We start from the raw sequence: 21,452 nt of genomic DNA, 5'->3' as shown, positions 1-21,452 counted from the left end.
CCGGTTCAATCCAGGAACAGGTCGGGCAGCAGCGGCGCGCCCGGCTGCACCGCGTAGCGTTCGAAATCGTGCATGCCCGTTTCGCGCAGCACATCCTCGTCGATCGCGAAACGGCCCGTGCATTCCCGCGCGGGGCGGGCGAGCATGGCATGGGCGGCATCGGCCACGATCTCCGGACGGCGGCACTGCTCGGGCCGCACGCCGTCGATCATGCCGATCGCCGCGGTGGCGATCACCGTGCGCGGCCACAATGCGTTCACCGCGATGCCCAGCGGCGCGAACTCCGCGCTCATGCCCAGCACGCACAGGCTCATGCCCATCTTGGCGATGGTGTAGGCGGTATGCGGCGCGAACCATTTCGGATCGAGGCTGGGCGGCGGCGCCAGCATCAGCACGTGCGGATTTGCCGCCTGCTTCAGGTACGGCAGGCAACTCTGCGTGACCAGGAAGGTGCCGCGCGTGTTGACCTGCTGCATCAGGTCGAAGCGCTTCATCGGCGTGCCTTCCACCCCCGCCAGCCAGATCGCGCTGGCGTTGTTGACCACGATGTCGATGCCGCCGAAGTGTTCGGCCGCCTGTGCCGCCGCGGCACGCACCTCGGCCTCTTCGCGGATGTCGCACTTGATGGCCAACGCGCGTCCGCCCGCTTCCTCGACTGCCGCCGCAGCAGTGTGGATGGTGCCGGGCAGCCTGGGGTTGGGCACGCCGCTCTTGGCCACGATCGCGATGTTGGCTCCGTCCCGTGCGGCGCGCAGCGCGATCGCCAGGCCGATGCCGCGCGAGGCGCCGGTGATGAACAGGGTCTTGCCCGACAGCTTGCTCATGAAAATCCCCGGGAGAACCAAACGTTCTGTAAGCACGGGAGGATATCGCGCGGCTCGGCCCACGCGTACCGCCCGGCACGCGCAGCCCGCCCAGTAGATTGCGCCGCAATGACCTGCCGCCGCTGGACGACCGCATACCGCGACGGCACATTAACGTTCCATCCAGGGGAGCATGCGCAAGGATGTCGATCATCGCTACCGCGCCGACAGCAACCTTTGCCGACAGGCAGGCCGCCCCCGTGCTGTGCGTGCGCGGCCTGCGCAAGTCCTTCAAGCAGCGCGAGGTGCTACGCGGCATCGACTGGGACGTGCCACCCGGACGGGTGATCGGCCTGCTCGGCCGCAACGGCGCCGGCAAGACCACCCTGCTGCGCTGCCTGCTGGGCCTCTCGCCGATCGACGCCGGCACGGTGGAGCTGTTCGGCGAGCCGATGACCGAGCCTGGCGGCGAGCGGCTGCACCGCATCGGCTTCGTGCCGCAGACCTTCGACCTGTTCCCGTGGATGAAGGTGCGCGCCTACCTCGACTTCACCGCCGCGGCGTACTGGGGCGGCTACTGGCTGCTCGGCGCGCTGGGCCACGCCATCGGCAGCGGCTTGCTGTGCTGGTCACGCTGGGCTTCGGGCTGGGCGTGCGGAGCTCGGCGCGACGCGAGTACCTGCGCCGTCCGCCATGTTTCGACGCCCCGCTGGCCGGATGAATCCCCGCGGTCTCCGGGCGGCCCTCAGGAACGCAGCAGCTCGGCGAAGCGGCGCGGCGCACTCTCGAAGCCGCCGTTGGACATGAACACCACATGGTCGCCGGGCCGCACCTGCGCACGCAGTGCCGCGAGCAGCGCGTCGACGCTGGCGGCCGTGCTGCCGCGCCCTTGCAAGGCGCCGGTGACACGCTGCGCGTCCCAAGGCAGCTCGGGCCGATGCAGGAACACCACGGCGTCGGCGTCGGCGAGCGAAGGCGCCAGCGCCTCGGCATGCGCGCCCAGCCGCATCGAATTGGAACGCGGTTCCAGCGCCACCAGGATGCGCGCCTTGCCCACCTTCGCGCGCAGGCCGGCCAGCGTGGTGGCGATCGCGGTGGGGTGATGGGCGAAGTCGTCGTAGACGCGCACGCCATCCAGCTCGCCCACCAGTTCCATGCGCCGCTTCACGCTCTCGAAACTGGCGAAGGCAGGCAGCAGCGCGCGCGGATCGGCACCTGCGGCCGTGGCGGCGGCCAGCGCGGCCAGCGCGTTCATCACGCTGTGGTTGCCGAGCAGTGGCCAATGCACTTCGCCCACCGGCTCGCCCTTGCGCGTCACCTTGAACGCACTGCCGTCGGCTTCGACCAGCTCGGCCTGCCAGTCGCCGCGGCCGATGCCGAAGCTCTCCACCGGCGTCCAGCAACCCATCGCCAGCACTTCGGCGAGGCGTTCGTCGTGGGCGTTGACGATCAGCCGGCCGTTGCCCGGCACGGTGCGCACCAGGTGATGGAACTGGCGCTGGATCGCCGCCACGTCGGGGAAAATGTCCGCGTGGTCGTATTCGAGGTTGTTGAGGATGGCGATGCGTGGGCGGTAGTGCACGAACTTCGAGCGCTTGTCGAAGAACGCGCTGTCGTACTCGTCCGCCTCGATGACAAAAGGCGCCGCCACAGGCGGCACGGCCTTCCCTTCTCCCCCCGGGAGAAGGTGGCGCGCAGCGCCGGATGAGGGTTCGGGGCTTGCGTGTCCCGACGCGCCTCCCAGCCGCGCGGAAACACCGAAGTTGCCCGGCACGCCGCCGATCAGGAAGCCGGGCGACATGCCTGCGCTTTCCAGCAGGTGCGCCAGCAGGCTGGTGGTGGTGGTCTTGCCGTGCGTGCCGGCCACAGCCAGCACTTCGCGCCCGGCCAGCACGGCCTCGCCCAACCACTGCGGGCCGGAGATGTAGCGCAACTGCTCGTCGAGCATGTATTCGACGGCGGGATTGCCGCGCGTCATCGCGTTGCCCACCACCACCAGGTCGGGCGCAGGCTGCAGGTGTCCGGCCGCATAGCCGTCCATCAGCCGGATGCCCAGCGCCTCGAGCTGGGTGCTCATCGGCGGATAGACGTTGGCATCGGAACCTTCGACCTCGTGCCCCAGCTCGCGCGCCAGCGCGGCCACGCCGCCCATGAAGGTGCCGCAGATGCCGAGGATGTGCAGACGCATGAAGAGTCCTTGGAAGGCTCCACCCCGCCGGGGGAGGGTTGGGAGAGAGGATACGGCGCTTGCGGAAAGTTCACGCAAGGCGAATCGAATCAAGAGCGCCCTCTCCCCAGCCCTCTCCCGCAAGCGGGAGAGGGGGAAGTCCTGGCTCAGCCGTTCGCGGCCGCCGCTTCGGCCTTGAGCGCGCGCTTCACGCGGGCAGTGACTTCGTCCAGGCCGCCCACGCCGTCGACCACCTGCAGCGTGCCGCGCTTCGCATAGAAATCCGCCACCGGGGCGGTCTGCTCGGCGTAGACCTTGAGGCGGTCGCGCACCACGGCCGGGTCGTCGTCCTTGCGATGCTCGGCGGCGTAGCGGATCTCGCAGCGGCTGATGATCACCTCGTTCGGCACCTCCAGCTTCACCACCGCGTCCAGCGGCTGGCCGATGCGGGCCAGCAGGTGGTCGAGCGCGTCGGCCTGCGCGAGGTTGCGCGGGTAGCCGTCGAGGATGAAGCCGCTTTTCGCGTCGGCCTGGGCCAGGCGCTCTTCCAGCATGGCCAGCAGGATGTCGTCGGAGACCAGCTTGCCGGCGTCCATGACGGCCTTGGCCTTGAGTCCGGTGGGTGTGCCTGCGGCCACGGCCGCGCGCAGCATGTCGCCGGTGGAGATGTGCGGCACGCCCAGGTCGTTCTTCAGCCGGGTGGCCTGGGTGCCCTTGCCCGAACCGGGCGCACCGAGTAGCACGAGTCGCATATCGCTCCGCAATGGCGGCGGACGGCCGCCGATTCCCTGGGAAATGGCTTTCACGGTAGCGTTTGAAGGCTGTTGTCGTCAAACGGAAAACAGTGCCGAAGTACCGACATGCGTCGCATTGGCGCGATACTGGGTCTTCACGCCAGGAGATCGCCATGCCGACCCGCAACGCCACGTCCGGCCGCCTGCTCTACGCCCAGTCCGGCGGCGTCACCGCCGTGATCAACGCCACCGCCGCCGGCGTGATCGAGGCCGCGCGCGCCCGCGGCGTCGCGGTGTACGCCGCGCGCAACGGCATCCTCGGTGCGCTGCGCGAGGAACTGATCGATACCGCGAAGGAATCGAAGGCCGCGATCGCGGCCTTGCGCCACACCCCCGGCGGGGCGTTCGGCAGCTGTCGCTACAAGCTGAAATCGCTGGAAGCGAACCGCGCCGAGTACGAGCGGCTGATCGAGGTGTTCCGCGCCCACGACATCCGCTGGTTCCTCTACAACGGCGGCAACGACTCGGCCGACACCGCGCTCAAGCTCTCGCAGATCGGCAAGGCGCTCGGCTACGACATCCGCTGCATCGGCGTGCCCAAGACGGTGGACAACGACCTCGCCGTCACCGACTGCTGCCCCGGTTTCGGCTCGGTGGCGAAGTACACCGCCGTCTCCACGCTGGAGGCCAGCCTCGACGTGGCCTCGATGGCGTCCACCTCCACGAAGGTGTTCATCCTGGAGGTGATGGGCCGCCATGCCGGCTGGATCGCCGCCGCGGCCGGCCTCGCCGGCGAAGGCGCGGACGCGCCGCCGCACCTGATCCTGTTCCCCGAGAACGTGTTCGACGAAGCCGCGTTCCTGGCCAAGGTGAAGGCCACGGTGGAACGCGTGGGCTGGTGCACCGTGGTGGCCTCCGAGGGCATCCGCAACGCGGCGGGGCAGTTCCTCGCCGACGCCGGCACGCGCGACGCCTTCGGCCACGTGCAGCTCGGCGGTGTGGCGCCCACGCTGGCCGGGCTGGTGAAGGGCAGGCTCGGCTACAAGGTGCACTGGGCGCTGCCCGACTACCTGCAACGCTCCGCCCGCCACCTCGCCTCCAAGGTGGACGCCGAGCAGGCCTACGCCGTGGGCAAGGCCGCGGTGGACTGCGCGCTGGCGGGCATGAACGCGGTGATGCCGGTGATCGTGCGCAACTCCGACTCACCCTATCGCTGGAAGATCGAACCCGCGCCGCTGGCGAAAATAGCGAACCGGGAGAAGAAGCTGCCCAGGGGCTTCATCCGCAAGGACGGCTTCGGCATCACCGCCGCCGCGCGCCGCCACCTCGCGCCGCTGATCGCCGGCGAAGCCCCGCCGCCCAACGGCAAGGACGGCCTGCCGGCCTATGTGCAGCTGAAGAATCTGCCGGTGGCGAAGAAGCTGGCGGCGTGGTCGCCGGACAAGCCCTGAGGTCGCGCGGGATGCCGCCATGGCAGACGCCGGGCACGGCATTCAGAACAGGTCGTTGGCCTGCGCGTGCGTGGCGTTGTCGGCAAAGCCATCGAAGTGCCCGTCGGCCAGGCCGCGCGCGGCACGCAGGAAACCACCCCAGGCAGCCCCGGCCAGCGCGCTACCCACGCTGATCCGGCGCACGCCGAGTTTCGCGAGATCGACCTGCGTGAACGGCGCGGCGTAGCCGACCAGCACGTTGACCGGCTTCGGCGCGACGCCGCGCACCACCGCCTCGATCTGCTCGCTGGTGCGCAGGCCCGGAGCGTACAGGCAATCCGCGCCGGCTGCGGCATAGGCCTGCAGGCGCTTCAGCGATTCGTCCAGCGGATCGGGATGGCCGACCAGGAAGCATTCGGCGCGTCCGACCAGCAGCACGTCCTGGCCCGAGGCGTCGATCGCCGCGCGCGCCGCGCGCATGCGCGCAACGGCTTCGTCCAGGTCGTACAGCGGATGCCCGGCATCGCCGGTCGAATCCTCGATCGACAGGCCCGCCACGCCGGTGTCGACGCAACGGCGCACGTTGTCCGCCAGCTCCTTGAGGTCGCGGGCATGCCCGTCCTCGAAATCGGCGTTCACCGGCAGATCGGTGGCCGCCACGATCGCACGGCAATGCGCCAGCACCGCGTCCACGCCCATCGCGTTGTCGACATGCGCCTGCGACCACGCGAAACCCGAACTGGTGGTCGCCAGCGCCTTGAAACCGAGCCCCTGCAAGGCCCGGGCGGAACCAGGGTCCCAGGGATTGGGGAGCATGAAGCAGCCGCTTTCGTGCAGCTTGCGGAAGGCGGCGCGGCGCGGCGCGAAGTCGGTGGGATTCATGCCCGCAGCCTACTATGCCGCGCGCGACCGCAGTGCCGACCTCGTTGTCACTGCTGACACGCGGCATGCGCCAGGACGAACCGCCGACTGTTGCCGGAAGACGACGCGTCGCCGACATAATCATTCGTTCAGACGCAATTTCATACGCTCCATCCCCAGCCGCCATCGGCGCGACCGGAGAATCCGCGATGAAGACCTTGCACAGCCTGATGCTCGCCCTGCCCCTGCTCGCCGGCAGCGGCGTGGCCCTGGCCGACCGTGACCACGGCCACGACCGCCACGGCGAGCGGGACCATCGGGGACACGGGCACCGCGACGAACATCGCCATGCGGCCGTCCGCCACCACGATCGCTATCGCCACTGGGAACGCGGCCACCGTTACGGCGGCCCGATCTACGTGGTGCACGACTACGGCCACTATCGCCTGCGTCCGCCGCCGCGCGGCTACGGCTGGGTGCGCGCGGAGAACAACGACTACCTGCTGGTCGCGCTCACCACCGGCATCATCCTAGACATCGCCACGCGCTGAACCCATACAACGACGACGAAGGCCACGCAGCGATGCGTGGCCTTCGCGTTCCTGCAGGACGTTGCGCCGCACAACAGGATACGCGGCAGGCTCTGCCTATACTCCCCGTGACCGCCCGTTCCGGACGGCCCACAACCCATGGGGAGGCTCCGATGCTGCAGCAGTATGGCTGGTGGATCGTGCTCGCGTGTGCAGTGGTGGCAGTTTTGTATGGCGCATTGTCGGCACGCTGGGTGTTGGCGCAGTCGCCGGGCAACGCACGGATGCAGGAGATCGCCGCGGCGGTGCAGGAGGGTGCACGCGCCTACCTCAACCGCCAGTACGGCACGATCGCCCTGGTCGGCGTGGTGCTGTTCCTGCTGATCGGTTTCTTCCTCTCCTGGCCCACCGCGGTGGGCTTTTTGATCGGCGCGGTGCTGTCCGGCGCCGCCGGCTACATCGGCATGAACGTCTCAGTGCGCGCGAACGTGCGCACCGCCGAGGCGGCACGGCAGGGTCTCTCGGCAGCAATGAACGTGGCGTTCCGCGGCGGCGCGATCACCGGCATGCTGGTGGTGGGCCTGGCGCTGCTGGGCGTGGCCGGCTACTGGCTGATCCTCAACCGCAGCGGCATCACCAGCGAGCACGCGCTGCACGCGCTGGTGGGCCTGGCCTTCGGCAGCTCGCTGATCTCGATCTTCGCGCGGCTGGGCGGCGGCATCTTCACCAAGGGCGCGGACGTGGGCGCCGACCTGGTGGGCAAGGTCGAGGCCGGCATCCCCGAGGACGATCCGCGCAACCCCGCGGTGATCGCCGACAACGTGGGCGACAACGTGGGCGACTGCGCGGGCATGGCGGCCGACCTGTTCGAGACCTACGCGGTGACGGTGATCGCCACCATGCTGCTGGGCGGCCTCACCCTGAGCAACGCAGGTAGCGAAGCGGTGCTGTACCCGCTGCTGCTGGGCGCGGTATCGATCATCGCCTCGATCATCGGCACGCTGTTCGTGCGGGTGGGCGCGGGTGGCTCGATCATGGGCGCGCTGTACAAGGGCGTGATCGTGTCGGGCGTGCTGGCCGCGATCGCGTTCTACCCGATCACCATGCAGATGATGGCGAGCTTCGATGGCGGCGCAATGAACCTGTGGTTCTGTTCGCTGATCGGCCTGGCGCTGACCGGCGCGATCGTGTGGATCACCGAGTACTACACCGGCACCGACTACAAGCCGGTGCAGCACATCGCGCAGGCTTCCACCACCGGCCACGGCACCAACATCATCGCGGGCCTGGGCATCTCGATGAAGGCCACCGGCCTGCCGGTGGTGGCGATCTGCGTGGCGATCTGGGGCGCGTTCGCGCTGGGCGGCCTGTATGGCATCGCGATCGCGGCGACCGCGATGCTGTCGATGGCCGGCATGATCGTGGCGCTGGACGCCTACGGCCCGATCACCGACAACGCCGGCGGCATCGCCGAGATGGCCGACCTGCCGCCAGAGGTGCGCGGCGTCACCGACCCGCTGGACGCGGTGGGCAACACCACCAAGGCGGTGACCAAGGGCTACGCGATCGGTTCGGCCGCCCTTGCCGCACTCGTGCTGTTCGCCGACTACACGCACAACCTCGACATCGCCGCACAGATGAAGGCCGCCGCCAGCGGCGGCGTGGCGCAGACGCTGAGCTTCGACCTGTCCGACCACATGGTGATCATCGGCCTGCTGATCGGCGGCCTGATCCCGTACCTGTTCGGCGCGATGGCGATGGAGGCGGTGGGCCGCGCCGCAGGCGCGGTGGTGGAGGAAGTTCGCCGCCAGTTCCGCGACATCGCCGGCATCATGCAGGGCACCGCCAAGCCGGACTATTCGCGCGCGGTCGACATGCTTACCAAGTCCGCGATCCGCGAGATGATCGTGCCCTCGCTGCTGCCGGTGATCGTGCCGATCGTGGTCGGCCTGCTGCTGGGGCCGAAGGCGCTGGGCGGCGTGCTGATCGGCACCATTGTCACCGGCCTGTTCGTGGCGATCTCGATGACCACCGGCGGCGGCGCCTGGGACAACGCCAAGAAGTACATCGAGGACGGCCACCACGGCGGCAAGGGTTCGGAAGCGCACAAGGCCGCCGTCACCGGCGACACCGTGGGCGACCCCTACAAGGACACCGCCGGCCCCGCGGTGAACCCGCTGATCAAGATCATCAACATCGTGGCATTGCTGATCATCCCGCTGCTGCATTGATCGGATCCGGCACGACGACAGGCCCCGTTCGCGGGGCCTGTCGCATTTCGGGCACATCGCGGCTGAAGCCGCTCCTACGGTGCCTGCCCCTGTAGGAGCGGCTTCAGCCGCGAACCCGACTTCAGCCACAGGCATACGCCGCGCCGCACCATCACACTCAGGCTTTCGCCGCAACACACGGTCATCCGACAAGGAGCATCCATGACTTCCAAGACTTCCCTCTGGCTGGCGCTCGCGCTGGGCGTCACACTGGGTGGCATGAACACCGTTTACGCCGCGACCACCGACCAGTCCGCCGCCAGCGACGATCCCTACCTGTGGCTGGAAGCCACCCACGGCGCGCGCGCGATGGACTGGGTGAAGCAGCAGAACGCGATCACCGAGAAAGCCTCCTTCGCCAGTTCCGCCGAATTCGAGCGCACCCGCAACCAGATCCTCGAGGTGCTCGATTCCGACGCGCGCATTCCCTACGTGAGCCGCATGGGCGAGTACCTCTACAACTTCTGGCAGGACAAGGCGCATCCGCGCGGTCTGTGGCGTCGCACCACTCTGGCCGAATACCGCAAGGCCGAGCCGAAGTGGGAAACCGTGCTGGACGTGGACGCGCTGAACAAGGCCGAGGGCAAGCGCTGGGTGTTCAAGGGCGTGGATTGCCTGAAGCCCGCCTACACGCGCTGCCTGCTTTCGCTGTCGCCCGACGGCGGCGACGCGGTGGCGGTGCGCGAGTTCGACATTCCCACGAAGTCCTTCGTGAAAGGCGGTTTCGAGCTGCCAATCGCCAAGACCCAGGTGGGCTGGATCGACCAGGACCACCTCTACGTGGGCACCGATTTCGGCCCCGGCTCGATGACCAAGTCCAGCTACCCGCGCATCGCCAAGGAGTGGACGCGCGGCACCCCGCTGTCGGCCGCCACCACGGTGTACGAGGGCAAGCCCGACGACCTCGCGGTGAGCGCCTTCCACGACCGCACGCCCGGCTTCGAGCGCGATTTCGTGCAAGTGGCCACCGACTTCTTCCACAGCGAAACCTTCCTGCGCAAGGACGGCAAGCTGGTGAAGCTCGACATCCCCAGCGATGCCAGCGCCGATGCGCACCGCGAGTGGCTGCTGGTGACGCTGCGCTCGCCGTGGACGGTGGGCGGCACCACTTACCCCAATGGCGCGCTGATCGCCACCAGGTTCGACGACTTCATGGCCGGCAAGCGCGTGTTCACCGTGCTGTTCAAGCCCGACGCGCACACCGCGCTGTCCAACTACGCGTGGACGCAGCACCACCTGATCCTCGACGTGCTGGATGACGTGAAGAGCCGGCTGGAAGTGCTGACGCCCCCCGAAAATCCCGCAACCGCCGGCGACTGGCGGCGCGAGGCCATGCCGGGCGCGCCGGCGATGAGCACGGTGGCGGTGGTCGATACCGACCCCGACCATAGCGACGAGTACTGGCTCACCGTCACCGGCTTCCTCACCCCGCCTACGCTGGAGCGTGGCGTGCTGGGGGAGGGCAAGGCCGAGACGGTCAAGCACCAGCCCGCCTTCTTCGACGCCTCGAAGTTCAGCGTGAGCCAGCATTTCGTCACCTCGAAGGATGGTACCCGCGTGCCCTATTTCGAGATCGCGCCGAAGGACCTGAAGCTCGACGGCAGCCACCGCACCCTGCTGTACGGCTACGGCGGCTTCGAGGTCTCGCTGCAGCCGTTCTACAGCGGCAGCATCGGCCGCGCCTGGCTGGATCGCGGCGGCGTGTACGTGGTCGCCAACATCCGTGGCGGCGGCGAATACGGCCCGGCCTGGCACCAGGCCGCGCTGCAGGCCAACCGGCCCAAGGCTTACCAGGACTTCGCCGCGGTGGCCGAAGACCTGGTGAAACGCGGCGTCACCTCCGCGAAGCATCTCGGCGCCGAGGGTGGCAGCAACGGCGGCCTGCTGATGGGCAACATGCTCACCCAGTATCCACAGCTGTTCGGCGCGATCGCCTGCGAAGTGCCGCTGCTCGACATGAAGCGCTACACCCACCTCGACGCCGGCGCCTCGTGGATCGCCGAATACGGCAACCCCGACGATCCGAAGCAGTGGGCCTTCATCAAGACCTTCTCGCCCTACCAGAACCTGCACAAGGAAACCCGCTATCCGCCGGTGTTGTTCTACACCACCACCAGCGACGACCGCGTCGGCCCCGCGCAGGCGCGCAAGATGGCCGCGAAAATGGAAGGCATGGGCATCCCTGACGTGTGGTTCTACGAGAACCTCGAAGGTGGCCACGGCGCCGGCGCGGACAACAAACAGTCCGCGCACATGCATGCGATGGTGTACGACTTCCTGTGGGACAAGTTGAAGTAAGCCGCCTGGCCCTGAAGCACGCGCGAGCCGGCCTTGTGCCCGCTCGCGTCGTTCCGGGGCAGCGTGACATGCAAACCGGCAGGCATGCGGACTGATGCCCGGCCACTGCGGTTCGGGTCAGGGGGTAAACATCTTCCAGTGTCCTTCGGAGGCGACTTCGACGGTGCCGTCGATCACTCTAGATGGCGGCCTGATCGTCAATCGCATATACCGGGACCGGCAGCCTCGCAGCCCATTTTCCGCGTTGACCAGGGAAGCGTCCGGGTGATCGTCATGATCCACGTGCGGAATCAACGCAAAGTCGCCCAGTCCAACTCACTGGGCCGTGGCGAATACGACGTCTTCCTATCCAAGTGCGCTGCCACTGCCGCTGCGCGGATTGCAGTAGGTGTCTCGCCAAGGACGGAAGCCGTCACGATGCTACCGGCAGCATGCTCGACTATCGGCGGCAGGGCGCCACATCGCCGTTCGCTGCACTCGACGTTGCACCGGGCAAGGCGATCGGCCAACTCGAGGGGCGGCACCACAACATGGAGTTACTGCAGTTCCCCGATCTGCCGAACCTCACAGGACAGGAGCGTGGAAAGGCGTCCCGCCGCGGCCAAATGCGGCAAGGAAGGGCAGCGAAGCCCCCTCGCCACCATGCACAAGCCCGGCCCGCATCGAGCGCCGTGAAGTAAGCTTGGGCGACCCCATGATCCCCATCGCACCATGAACGCACGCACCGCCATCAGCCTCGAACTGCGCGAATGGATACTCGCCACCAGCCGCGCCGGGCACAGTCCGCAGACCGTGGTCGAACTGATGCGGGCGCATGGCTACGATCCGCAGCGAAGCCGAGCCATCGTGACCGAGGTACTGAAGCTTCCGCCGGCCAACCTGCTTGTGGATGCCGATGCGGCGCTCGTGCGCCGCACGAAACATCCAGAGGCACCGCTGGCGAAAGCGGGCGACCGCGAAGTGAAGGTTGTACTCAGCATGGACAAGCCTGCGTTGCGTGTACTCGACGGTCTGCTGTCAGGTGAGGAATGCGACGAACTGATTGCGCTGGCCACGCCCCGCCTTGGGCGTGCGCTCACCGTGAACGCGACCGGTGGGCAACAGGTGGATCACCGGCGCACCAGCGTGGGCATGTTCTTCAAGCCGGGGGAACTGCCGCTGGTGGCGCAACTCGAACAGCGCATTGCCGACCTGTTCGACATCCCGGTGAGCCACGGCGAGGGCCTGCAGATCCTGCACTACCTGCCCGGCCAGGAATACCAGCCGCACTACGACTGGTTCGATCCGGACCAACCCGGCTACGCCACGGTCACCGCACGCGGCGGCCAGCGCATCGCCAGCGTGGTGATCTACCTCAACACGCCCGAAGCCGGCGGCGGTACCGCTTTCCCCGCAGTCGGCCTCACCGTCACCGCGCTGCGCGGTTCGGCCGTCTATTTCGCCTACGATGGCGGCGACGCCAGTTCGCTGCACGCCGGCCTGCCGGTACTGCGCGGGGAGAAATGGATCGCCACCAAGTGGCTGCGCGAACGGCCGTACTAGCTGCGTCCTGATCCATCGTCTCCGCGCCTGTCGTTCCTCAGGAAGCAGGCCGGAAGTGACCAGACGCAGTCAGGCACGCGCCGCCGCATCGGCGCCGCCCCACCGCGAGCCACGATATGCCGCGGCAGGAATCCGTCACGACCCAGCCGCCGGCGGTCAACGCGCAGTAAATGACAAATTCGCTCCACTGGCTGGCGCTGGGAGCGGCCAACAGGATGGGCACCCGCACCAGCAGCGTGAACAAGCCCATCTGCGGCGCCGACAGTGGGCGGCCAGCCGCGCATACACGCCGGCCAGCATCACTCACCCCTTGACGAAATGGACCCGCTACCCGCGATCAACCGCGTCGCAACGACTCCCAGTATCCGCTGCATGTCTGTCGGGAAAATCAGATGACCATGTGCAGGCCCAACACCAGCAGCACGGTCGCCGCCACCAGATTGGGCGGAAACGAGGATCGCAACGATGCCCTCGCATACACGCCGAGCAGCGCGACGACCACGGCAAGCTGGATCCACCAGTAGTGCGAAAAACCCAGCGCCGCCGGCTGCGCCCCCCAACTCCACAGATCCCATGGAACGCGCAGCGACGCATGCGGATAGAGCGCGATGGGCACGGGATGGACGATGGCGTCCAGCACCACGTGCGACATCACTGCAAGCCCGGCGGGCAACCATGCCTGCATGCCCGCATGGGCAAAGCACAGCGCGAACAGCGCAGCCATGACCAGGACCGAGGCGAACGAGTGCGACCAGCCATCGAAGAAGACCGCCGGCGCGGAAGGCTCGATGCCGGCAACGGCAAGGCCGATCCAGACAATGTCCGGCAGGAAGGCGCCCGCCAGCAGCGCGGCCATCGGTGCGCGGCGCGCGTGCGCGCCGATGGCGAGACCGGCCGCGAAATGCGCGGCGAACATCAGCGCGTTCTCCTGCCATGCAGCAGCGCGAGGATCGCCCACGGCAAGGCGATGAGCAGAAGCTGTGCGAAGGCTTCGCGAATACTCACTTCATCCCCCCGGGTTCCTCGCCCAGCGTGCGATCCAGGCGATGGGCACGCCGATCAACAGGACGCTCTCGACGATGCTGCCCACGACCCAGCTCGGGATGGTCGAGCCCTTCGCCGCAGCCGACAGCGGCACCACGACATCGTTCATCGCCACGTACAGCCACAGGCCGTACAGGGCACCGTAAATCCATATGGCGCGGCGGATCAGCGCGGGCATCCAGCCGCTGACGACGTAATAGGCGCCCACCATCACGAACGAGATGGCGTACTGCAGGAGCAACCCGAGCGATACGCTGGCGATGCCGCCGTCGAAGGAACGCCTCCCCAGCACGCCCGAGGCGATGACCTGGAGGATGCGCCCGGGCGGTACGCCGTGCAGCAACCACCAGTAGCCGCAGGCATAGACAAGGTCCAGCGATCCCACATAGACCGCGCCGCCGACCAGGGCGACGGCGACACGGGCCATGGATGACGCCGCGACTTTCGACAGCACGGGCATGGCGGAACGCACCTTCGATGGTGGTGGTACGTCGTGGCCGGCATGCGCGTGTCCGTCGATGCCGGGGAAGGAAACGACCGTTGCGGCTGGCGATCCGTCGAAGCCACCCGCGCGTCCGTTGTGAAGCCACGCGGCGGCATCAGGCTAAACGCGGCGGCGCTTTTTCTCCATAGCCGATTTCCTCATCCACATGCCTGCCGGAGGAGCCACGGCATGCCGGAGAAACGATACCCGCGTACATCGCATCGACACGAAAAGGCGATCGGCACACAACGTGCGTCGATCCTGAATTGGCTTCGGTCATTCCGCGTGAATTGGCTATGTACCGAAACTTTCTGCTCGCCTACGCTGTTTTTCAGACGCTTTCATAACGAAGCATTGACATCCAAACGGACGATTCCCCCTTGCGTCCGTTTGGCACGTGCCCGGCAGTCCCCACCTGCCGCCAAGTGGAATGCCATCGCTCGATCAGCCGCGGAGCAGTTCGATGCCGACAGCAGCCATCCAGCTCGGTGCCCAGCCTGTCCGTCCGGCCATCGCCGGGGATTTCCGCGCCGGCAATCTTGTCGACGACGATGACAGCGCGCTGCTCGTGGAGCATCCGCCGGGAACGAACGTTCCCGCAGCGCCCATGACGGTTGCGCCGCAGACGCCATCCGTCGTCGCCGACCTGCACGGCCTGCCTGCGCGCATGCAGCTGCTGATCCACGTCGCAGGCAGCGCCGCGGCCCTCGCCAAGCGCTGCGGCTTTTCGGGAGGTGCCGTGCACAGCTGGTGCCACGGCCGCAGCGACATCTCGCGCGAGCGCTGCGTGATCATCGCGCGGACGCTCGGCATTTCCCTGCGCTGGCTGGTCACCGGCGAGGGTTGCATGCGGGACGAAAGCGGACCGGCCTTGCATGCGTCGACAGCACAAGCCGCGGCGCATCCGCCTGCCGACGACGACGATCCATCGGGCGATGCCGGAACGCATGCCACCACGGTCGATCCGGATTTGCTGGCCGCGGCACTGCGCGTGCTCCAGTCCTACATCGTCCTGGTTGGCGGCTCGTTGAATCCGTTGCAACGCGCCGACGCGGCGGCACAGATCTATCAGGCGCTGGCCAGCGCGGGTGGCACCGATCATGCGGATCGCCTGGTCGCGCTCCATTCGACGCTGGGCGGCTACTTCTGCAGCAGGAGATCACTGATCGGCTAGCACGGCGACGGTGCGGTCCGCTCGCCCCGCACGATCGGGAGACGCTGTTCACCGACACCACGTGCAACGTTTCGGACATCGCCGGGAAGCGTTCCATGCAGCAGCGGACGCGACGCAATTCATCCGGGCGCAGCCCCGCAACCAACACCCATCGCGAGGGGAGTCACATGCACAACAGCAGCCAGCGCACCGAACGCAAACCCCACGGGCACCGGATGAACCACACGGCATTGAGCGCGACCATCGCCGCCATGCTGGGACTCTACGGCGCGACCGCATTCGCGCCTGCGCATGCGCAGGCCACCACCGGCACGATCTTCGGCAGCGCGCCCACCTCCGGCGCCACCGTGCAGATCACCGGCGGCGCCGGCTTCAACCGCGTCGTTCCGGTGGACAAGACCGGCCACTACTCGGTGACCGTGCCAGTGGGCAACTACACGGTCAGCCTGGTCCAGAACGGCGCCGTGGTGCAGTCGCACCAGAACGTCAATCCGGCCGCCGGCGGTGCATCCGAGGCCGACTTCGTGCAGCCCGGCGGCAGCAGCACCAACGCGCAGAACCTGAGCACGGTGACCGTGACGGCGAACGCGCTGCCTGCGATCGACGTGACCTCCACCAACCAGAACCTCACCATCACGTCGAAGCAACTGACCCAGTTGCCCATACAGCGCAGCGCGGAAGCGATCGCCATGCTGGCACCGGGCACGGTCCCGGGCGCGGCCATGTTCATGGGTATGAGCATGGGTATGGGCGGTGGTAACGGCCCCGGCCCCACGGGTGGGTCGCCAATCTCTTTCGGCGGCTCGTCCATCGTGGAGAACGCCTACTACATCAACGGCTTCAACACCTCCGACCCGCTCAGCAACACCGGCGGCATCGCCCTGCCCTACGGCGCCATCGACCAGCAGCAGACCCTCACCAGCGGCTACGGCGCCCAGTACGGCCGTTCGGCCGGCGGCGTGATCAGCCAGGTGGGCAAGAGCGGCACCAACGACTGGCACTTCGGCGGTCAGGTGCTGTGGTCGCCGGAGTTCGCGCAGAGCAGCTTCGACAACTTCTACTACAGCAATCCGCGTTGCACCGGCCAGTGCGTCAGCAATGACGGCCAGCTTTATCAGTACAGGAAAGGCGACGGCAGTTGGGAAACGGTCTACGACGCCTACCTCGGCGGCCCGCTGATCAAGGACAAGCTGTTCCTGTTCGTGGCGGCCGAAGCCGACAAGATGCAGTCGACGACGGTGGGTACCGTCAACCAGGGCAACGTGTTCTACCAGCATTCGAGCAACCCCAAGTACTACATCAAGCTGGACTGGAACATCAACGACAGCAACATCCTGTCGCTGACCGACATCTACAACTCGAAAACCAACGATCCGGCCGAGTTCTACGCCTACGACAACACCACCAACCAGCGCGGCCAGTTCGAGAGCCTGGGCCAGGAAACCAAGAACAGCTTCAACATCTGGATCGCCAAGTACACCTCGTACATCACCGACAACCTGACGCTGAACTTCCTGTACGGCAAGATGGACGGCAAGTACTACGTCAACCAGCCGCCTTATCCGGGTTACGACTCGACTGTGGCGAACATCATAAGCTCGTCGCAGGAGAACCCGGCGTACATGCCCAACGGCAATCCGGTCCACAGCGGCAACTTCTTCACTCAAATCAACAATGCGTCGCACAAGTCGGAAGTGCGCAACCTGCGCCTCGACCTCGACTGGAAGCTGGGCAACCACGACCTGCAGTTCGGCATCGACAACGACGACGATGCCGATTTCGAGGATGGCCTGCAGATGACCGGTCCGGGCTATGCCTGGCAGTATGGCAATAACGGAACCCCGGGGCAGGACATCATTCCCGGCACGATCGGCCCCGTGCCGAACGGCGGCACCTACTACGTGGACAAGTTCGTGTTCTCCACGCTCACGTCCTCGCTGCGCATCCAGCAGCGCGCCCAATACATCCAGGACAACTGGCAGGTCACGCCGAACCTGTTGCTGAACATCGGCCTGCGCAACGACAACTTCACTAACTACAACCCGGCGGGCGAGCCCTACCTGCGCCTGACCAAGCCGCAATGGGCGCCGCGCATCGGCTTCAGCTGGGACGTGTTCGGCGACTCCAGCATGAAGGTGTTCGGCAACGCCGGCCGCTACTACCTGGCGATGCCGGTCTCCGTGGCCCTGCGCGAGGCCAGCTATCCGCTGTACTCGGAGAGCTTCTACAGCTACACGGGCATGAATTCGGATGGCGTGCCGACCGGCCTGACCCCGATCCAGTCGATCCCCGGCTCCATCTCCACCAGCGGCAACACCTACTACATCAACGGCGAAAACGGCCAATTGATCGATCCCAGGACGGCGGCGTCTGCAACCCTCAAGCCGGAATACCAGGATCAGTTCGTGCTGGGCATGCAGCAGCAGATCAATCCGGCGTGGGTGTACGGCGTGACCGGTACGGCAAACAAGCTGGGCCGCGTCATCGACGACTTCGATCCGCAGGCCTACGAACCGCAGATCACCGCCCTGGCCGCGGCCCAGGGCGTAACCATCGACCCGTCCCTGCTCAGCGGCAGCGTGCTGATCAACCCGGGCAGCACCGCCATCCTGACCATCCCGAACGGCACCGGTGGCTACAGCACGGTCAAGATGCCGGGGGCGGCCTTCAACTTCCCGCCGGCCAAGCGCGATTACTACTCATTGGAGCTGTACCTGGAGCATCCGTTCGACGGCAAGTGGTTCGGCAAGATCGACTACGTGTTCTCGCGCAGCTACGGCGACACCGAGGGCCCGGTGCAGTCGAACATCGGCCAGGGCGGCAGTTCGCAGTCCGCCACCGAGCAGTGGGACTTCTGGCAGATCATGCAGTACGCCAACGGCGACCAGGCCAACGACCAGAAGCACCAGTTGCGGATTTACGGTTCCTACGCGATCACCCCGGAGTGGATGGTCGGCGGCATCTATCGCATTGCGTCAGGCACACCGGAATCCTGCCTGGGTTACTACGGCCCAGGCGAGAGCAACTACCAGAACTATGCGCAGTTCGGTGGCGCATACCACTGGTGTGGCGGCGTGCCGACGCCGCCGGGCACCACCGGCTTCACGCCCTGGACGCACCAGCTGGACCTGCAGGTGGACTACCGTCCGGCCTGGGCTCAGCACAAGCTGGACTTCCAGCTGCAGATCCACAACGTGTTCAACGAGCAGAACCTCACGCAGATCAACTCGCTGTATGGCACTACGGCAGCCCCACTGCCGACGTATCTGTTGCCAGCGGGCATGGAGGCTCCGCGCTACGTGCAGTTCGGCATCACCTACGACTATTGACCGGTCGGACACCGCGCGCCGCTTCGCGGGGCACAGTGTCCACCGGCGCCGCCCCGCATCCAACGGCACGCCGACGCGGCCATTCGCCGCGTCGTGCGATCCCAACGCACCATCCGCAACGGGAGGTGTCCCCATGAAGCTGCCACCACGTTCGCTGGCTTTCCTGCTGCTTTTGTCCTGCTGCATCGTCGCGGCACGGGCCGCGACCGCGCCGGACTTCACCGGCATCGACCGCTGGATCAACTCGCCGCCGCTGACCATGGCCAACCTGCGCGGCAAGGTGGTGCTGGTCGATTTCTGGGCCTATTCCTGCATCAACTGCGTGCGCGAGTTGCCGCACGTCGAGCATCTGTACGAAACCTACAAGGACAAAGGGCTGATGGTGATCGGCGTGCATTCGCCGGAATTCGATTTCGAGCAGAGCCCGTCCAACGTCACCGCCGCCGTGCATCGCATGGGCATCACCTTCCCTGTGGCGCTGGACAGCGAGCACGCCACCTGGAACGGCTGGCACAACCAGTACTGGCCCGCCGAATACCTGATCGGCCAGAACGGCCAGTTGATCGGCCACCAGTACGGCGAAGGCGGCTACCTGCGGATGGAGAACGCCATCCGCCTGTTGCTGGGGCTGGATGCGCTACCCGACACCGCCGCCGCGAACGGCTACACCCCCAGCGCCGACGACACTCCCGAGCTGCATCTGGGCAGTTTCGACCAATCGGGCCTGGACAGCTCCGAGGATGGCCACAACGGCAAGCGTCATTTTGCCGCTCCCGTGCAACCGGCACCCAACCACTACGCGTTGAACGGCCTATGGGAAACCACCGACGAATATGCGGGTTTGCTGGGCGCCCAAGGCGACATCGAACTTCGGTTCAAGGCCACCAAGCTCTACATGGTCGCCAGCGCAAGCAGCCCCATCACGCTGGAAGTGACGATCGACGGCAAACCGCAGCCCCCCGTCACGGTGCAGGGCAGCCGTCTCTACACCCTGTTCGACGGCGGCACCGATGGCAGCCATCTGCTGAAACTGCATATCCCCGCGAAAGGCTTGCAGGTATACAGTTTCAGCTTCGGCTGATCTGCCATTTGCTTGTTGCCGACCAAGGCCATTGCCGTCAGGCCTGACCCGACCCCTGGGGATTCGGCCACGGAGCCCGCCATGGATTCCAGCGATACCCGGCCATTGAATGACCTGTTGGCCGCCGCGTCCCGGGCCATGGCAGCGCAAAAGCTGGCGACCGCGGAACAGATCTTGAAGCAGGCCGTGGCCATCGCGCCGGATTCGGCCGAGGCGCAACGGCTCTCGGGCGTCGTGCAGCTCGTGCGCGGCAACGCCGGCATGGCTGTTGGCTATCTGCGCCGCGCAGTCGAGTTGAAGCCCGGCGACTTCAACGCACACATGAACCTGGGCAGCGCGCTGTTCCAGTGCCAGTACCCCGACGCCGCCTTTGCGAGCATGCGTCGCGCTTGCGAGTTGGCTCCCGATGCAAGCGCTCCCTGGTACAACCTCGGGCGCGCCTTGCACATCGCACGCCATACCGAGGAAGCGCGTCCGGCACTGGAGCGGGCGATGGCACTTGATCCCTCGCACACCATGACGCGCATGACCCTGGCCAATGTGCTGAACGGCCTGGGTGACATTGCGGGAACCGTCCAGCTTTACCGCGATGTCCTGAAGAGCCATCCGAACCATGCCAGGGCCTGGTACTCGCTGGTCAACCTCAAGACGGTGAAACTCGACAGCGCCGAGGTCCGGCACATCAGGCAATTGCTGGAGCGTCCCAACCTCTCCGCCGACGACCGTGTATGGCTGGGTTTTGCGTTGGCCAAATCACTCGAGGACCAGGACGATCCGGCGGCCTCCTTCCAGACGCTGCAAGCGGCGAATGCCATCAAGCGCCGCTTCACCTCGTGGGACATCGCGGCCGAACAGCAGCGGGTCGACAACCTGATCGAAGCCTTCGCCCAGCCGCTGCCTCCTGCCGCGGATCCGAAGCTCGGCAGCGAGGTCATCTTCATCGCCTGCCTGCCCCGCTCCGGATCGACGCTCACCGAGCACATCCTCGCCTCCCATTCCCAGGTGGAAGGCGCCAACGAAATACCGGATCTGGCTGCAGTCATCGGCGGCGAGTCCAAACGTCGTCAACAGACGCTTGCCCAGTGGGCGCCCCTGGCGACGGCGGAAGACTGGCATCGCCTGGGCTGCGAATACCTGGAACGCACCACGCACTGGCGCAAGCACAAGCCGCGGTTCACCGACAAGAACCTCGGCAACTGGTCGCTGGTCGGCCCCGTGCTGGCGATGCTGCCGGGCGCCCGCGTGGTGAACACCCGACGCGACCCGCTGGAAACCTGCTTTGCCTGCTATCGCCAGCTGTTCAGCGACGGCGCCGCTTTCACCTACGACTTCGAGTCCATGGCGCACTACTACGCCGGATACGACCGCATCAGCCGGTTCTGGCAACAGCGTTTCCCTGAGCGCTACCACGACCACATCTACGAGGACATGCTGGCCGACCCGGAAGGCAGGATCCGCGAACTGCTGGCGTTCTGCGACCTGCCGTTCGAACCGGCTTGCCTGGCATTCCACAAGACCACCCGAGCCGTGCGCAGCACGGCCAGCGCCGCCCAGGTGCGCCAGCCACTGCAATCGGACACCGCCCGCTCGGCCCGCTACGGTGCGCTGCTGGACCCGCTGCGCGACCTGCTGCGGCAGCTGGGCATTCCGGGCTAGCTAGCGGTTTCCGGGATACGCCATGCCCACGCAACCCGGCACCCGATTT

16 protein-coding genes and 1 pseudogene are annotated in these 21,452 nt (G+C 66.8%); 10 read left to right on the top strand and 7 right to left on the bottom strand.

Annotated features, from left to right (window positions below; all coding sequences use genetic code 11):
- Positions 1-5: 5 nt before the first annotated feature.
- Entirely contained in the window at positions 6-824 is an 819-nt protein-coding gene (locus ABQJ54_RS17805; RefSeq protein ID WP_367855661.1) for an SDR family oxidoreductase, read from the bottom strand.
- A gap of 182 nt (positions 825-1,006) precedes the next feature.
- On the opposite strand from ABQJ54_RS17805, the pseudogene ABQJ54_RS17800 reads away from it, so the two are divergent.
- A pseudogene (locus ABQJ54_RS17800) lies at positions 1,007-1,282 on the top strand (ATP-binding cassette domain-containing protein); the annotation flags it as partial.
- A gap of 266 nt (positions 1,283-1,548) precedes the next feature.
- Here ABQJ54_RS17800 and mpl read toward each other — a convergent pair.
- Entirely contained in the window at positions 1,549-2,991 is a 1,443-nt protein-coding gene (gene mpl / locus ABQJ54_RS17795; protein WP_367855660.1) for a UDP-N-acetylmuramate:L-alanyl-gamma-D-glutamyl-meso-diaminopimelate ligase, read from the bottom strand.
- 146 nt (positions 2,992-3,137) lie between these two features.
- The gene (locus tag ABQJ54_RS17790) at positions 3,138-3,722 is read right to left on the bottom strand and encodes an adenylate kinase (RefSeq protein WP_367855659.1); all 585 of its coding nucleotides are present in this window, start codon (positions 3,720-3,722) and stop codon (positions 3,138-3,140) included.
- A 155-nt stretch (positions 3,723-3,877) separates the two neighbouring features.
- On the opposite strand from ABQJ54_RS17790, the gene ABQJ54_RS17785 reads away from it, so the two are divergent.
- A complete protein-coding gene (locus ABQJ54_RS17785; protein WP_367855658.1) occupies positions 3,878-5,155 on the top strand; it encodes a 6-phosphofructokinase in 1,278 nt (425 codons plus the stop codon).
- A 42-nt stretch (positions 5,156-5,197) separates the two neighbouring features.
- Here ABQJ54_RS17785 and ABQJ54_RS17780 read toward each other — a convergent pair whose 3' ends face one another.
- On the bottom strand, positions 5,198-6,016 hold the full coding sequence (locus tag ABQJ54_RS17780) for an isocitrate lyase/PEP mutase family protein (protein WP_367855657.1): 819 nt from the start codon (positions 6,014-6,016) through the stop codon (positions 5,198-5,200).
- 188 nt (positions 6,017-6,204) lie between these two features.
- Between ABQJ54_RS17780 and ABQJ54_RS17775 the strand changes: the two genes are divergently transcribed.
- From ABQJ54_RS17775 to ABQJ54_RS17760, 4 genes are all read left to right on the top strand, one after another.
- On the top strand, positions 6,205-6,546 hold the full coding sequence (locus ABQJ54_RS17775; RefSeq protein WP_367855656.1) for an RcnB family protein: 342 nt from the start codon (positions 6,205-6,207) through the stop codon (positions 6,544-6,546).
- A gap of 152 nt (positions 6,547-6,698) precedes the next feature.
- Positions 6,699-8,756, top strand: coding sequence for a sodium-translocating pyrophosphatase (locus tag ABQJ54_RS17770; protein ID WP_367855655.1), 2,058 nt, complete (start codon positions 6,699-6,701; stop codon positions 8,754-8,756).
- A 201-nt stretch (positions 8,757-8,957) separates the two neighbouring features.
- Positions 8,958-11,093 (top strand): prolyl oligopeptidase family serine peptidase, encoded by a 2,136-nt coding sequence (locus tag ABQJ54_RS17765; RefSeq protein ID WP_367855654.1) that lies wholly within the window; start codon positions 8,958-8,960, stop codon positions 11,091-11,093.
- Between the two features lie 711 nt (positions 11,094-11,804).
- Entirely contained in the window at positions 11,805-12,635 is an 831-nt protein-coding gene (locus ABQJ54_RS17760) for a 2OG-Fe(II) oxygenase (protein ID WP_367855653.1), read from the top strand.
- Positions 12,636-12,672: 37 nt separating this feature from the next.
- On the opposite strand, the gene ABQJ54_RS17755 is transcribed toward ABQJ54_RS17760, so the two are convergent.
- From ABQJ54_RS17755 to ABQJ54_RS17745, 3 genes are all read right to left on the bottom strand, one after another.
- Positions 12,673-12,879 carry a hypothetical protein gene (locus tag ABQJ54_RS17755; protein WP_367855652.1) on the bottom strand — a complete coding sequence of 69 codons (207 nt, stop codon included), beginning with the start codon at positions 12,877-12,879 and terminating at the stop codon, positions 12,673-12,675.
- 144 nt (positions 12,880-13,023) lie between these two features.
- On the bottom strand, positions 13,024-13,551 hold the full coding sequence (locus ABQJ54_RS17750; RefSeq protein WP_367855651.1) for a hypothetical protein: 528 nt from the start codon (positions 13,549-13,551) through the stop codon (positions 13,024-13,026).
- A 90-nt stretch (positions 13,552-13,641) separates the two neighbouring features.
- Positions 13,642-14,139 (bottom strand): hypothetical protein, encoded by a 498-nt coding sequence (locus tag ABQJ54_RS17745; protein ID WP_367855650.1) that lies wholly within the window; start codon positions 14,137-14,139, stop codon positions 13,642-13,644.
- Positions 14,140-14,626: 487 nt separating this feature from the next.
- On the opposite strand from ABQJ54_RS17745, the gene ABQJ54_RS17740 reads away from it, so the two are divergent.
- From ABQJ54_RS17740 to ABQJ54_RS17725, 4 genes are all read left to right on the top strand, one after another.
- Positions 14,627-15,337, top strand: coding sequence for a helix-turn-helix domain-containing protein (locus ABQJ54_RS17740; protein WP_367855649.1), 711 nt, complete (start codon positions 14,627-14,629; stop codon positions 15,335-15,337).
- Positions 15,338-15,504: 167 nt separating this feature from the next.
- On the top strand, positions 15,505-18,666 hold the full coding sequence (locus ABQJ54_RS17735) for a TonB-dependent receptor (protein ID WP_367855648.1): 3,162 nt from the start codon (positions 15,505-15,507) through the stop codon (positions 18,664-18,666).
- A gap of 133 nt (positions 18,667-18,799) precedes the next feature.
- A complete protein-coding gene (locus ABQJ54_RS17730; protein WP_367855647.1) occupies positions 18,800-19,747 on the top strand; it encodes a redoxin domain-containing protein in 948 nt (315 codons plus the stop codon).
- Between the two features lie 81 nt (positions 19,748-19,828).
- A complete protein-coding gene (locus ABQJ54_RS17725; protein ID WP_367855646.1) occupies positions 19,829-21,403 on the top strand; it encodes a tetratricopeptide repeat-containing sulfotransferase family protein in 1,575 nt (524 codons plus the stop codon).
- Positions 21,404-21,452: the final 49 nt, after the last annotated feature.

The organism is Rhodanobacter lycopersici, assembly GCF_040812335.1.
In the GTDB taxonomy this organism is placed as follows: domain Bacteria; phylum Pseudomonadota; class Gammaproteobacteria; order Xanthomonadales; family Rhodanobacteraceae; genus Rhodanobacter_A; species Rhodanobacter_A lycopersici.
The sequence above is the reverse complement of the archived record's forward strand: the minus strand, read 5'-3'. Positions and strand labels throughout refer to the sequence as shown.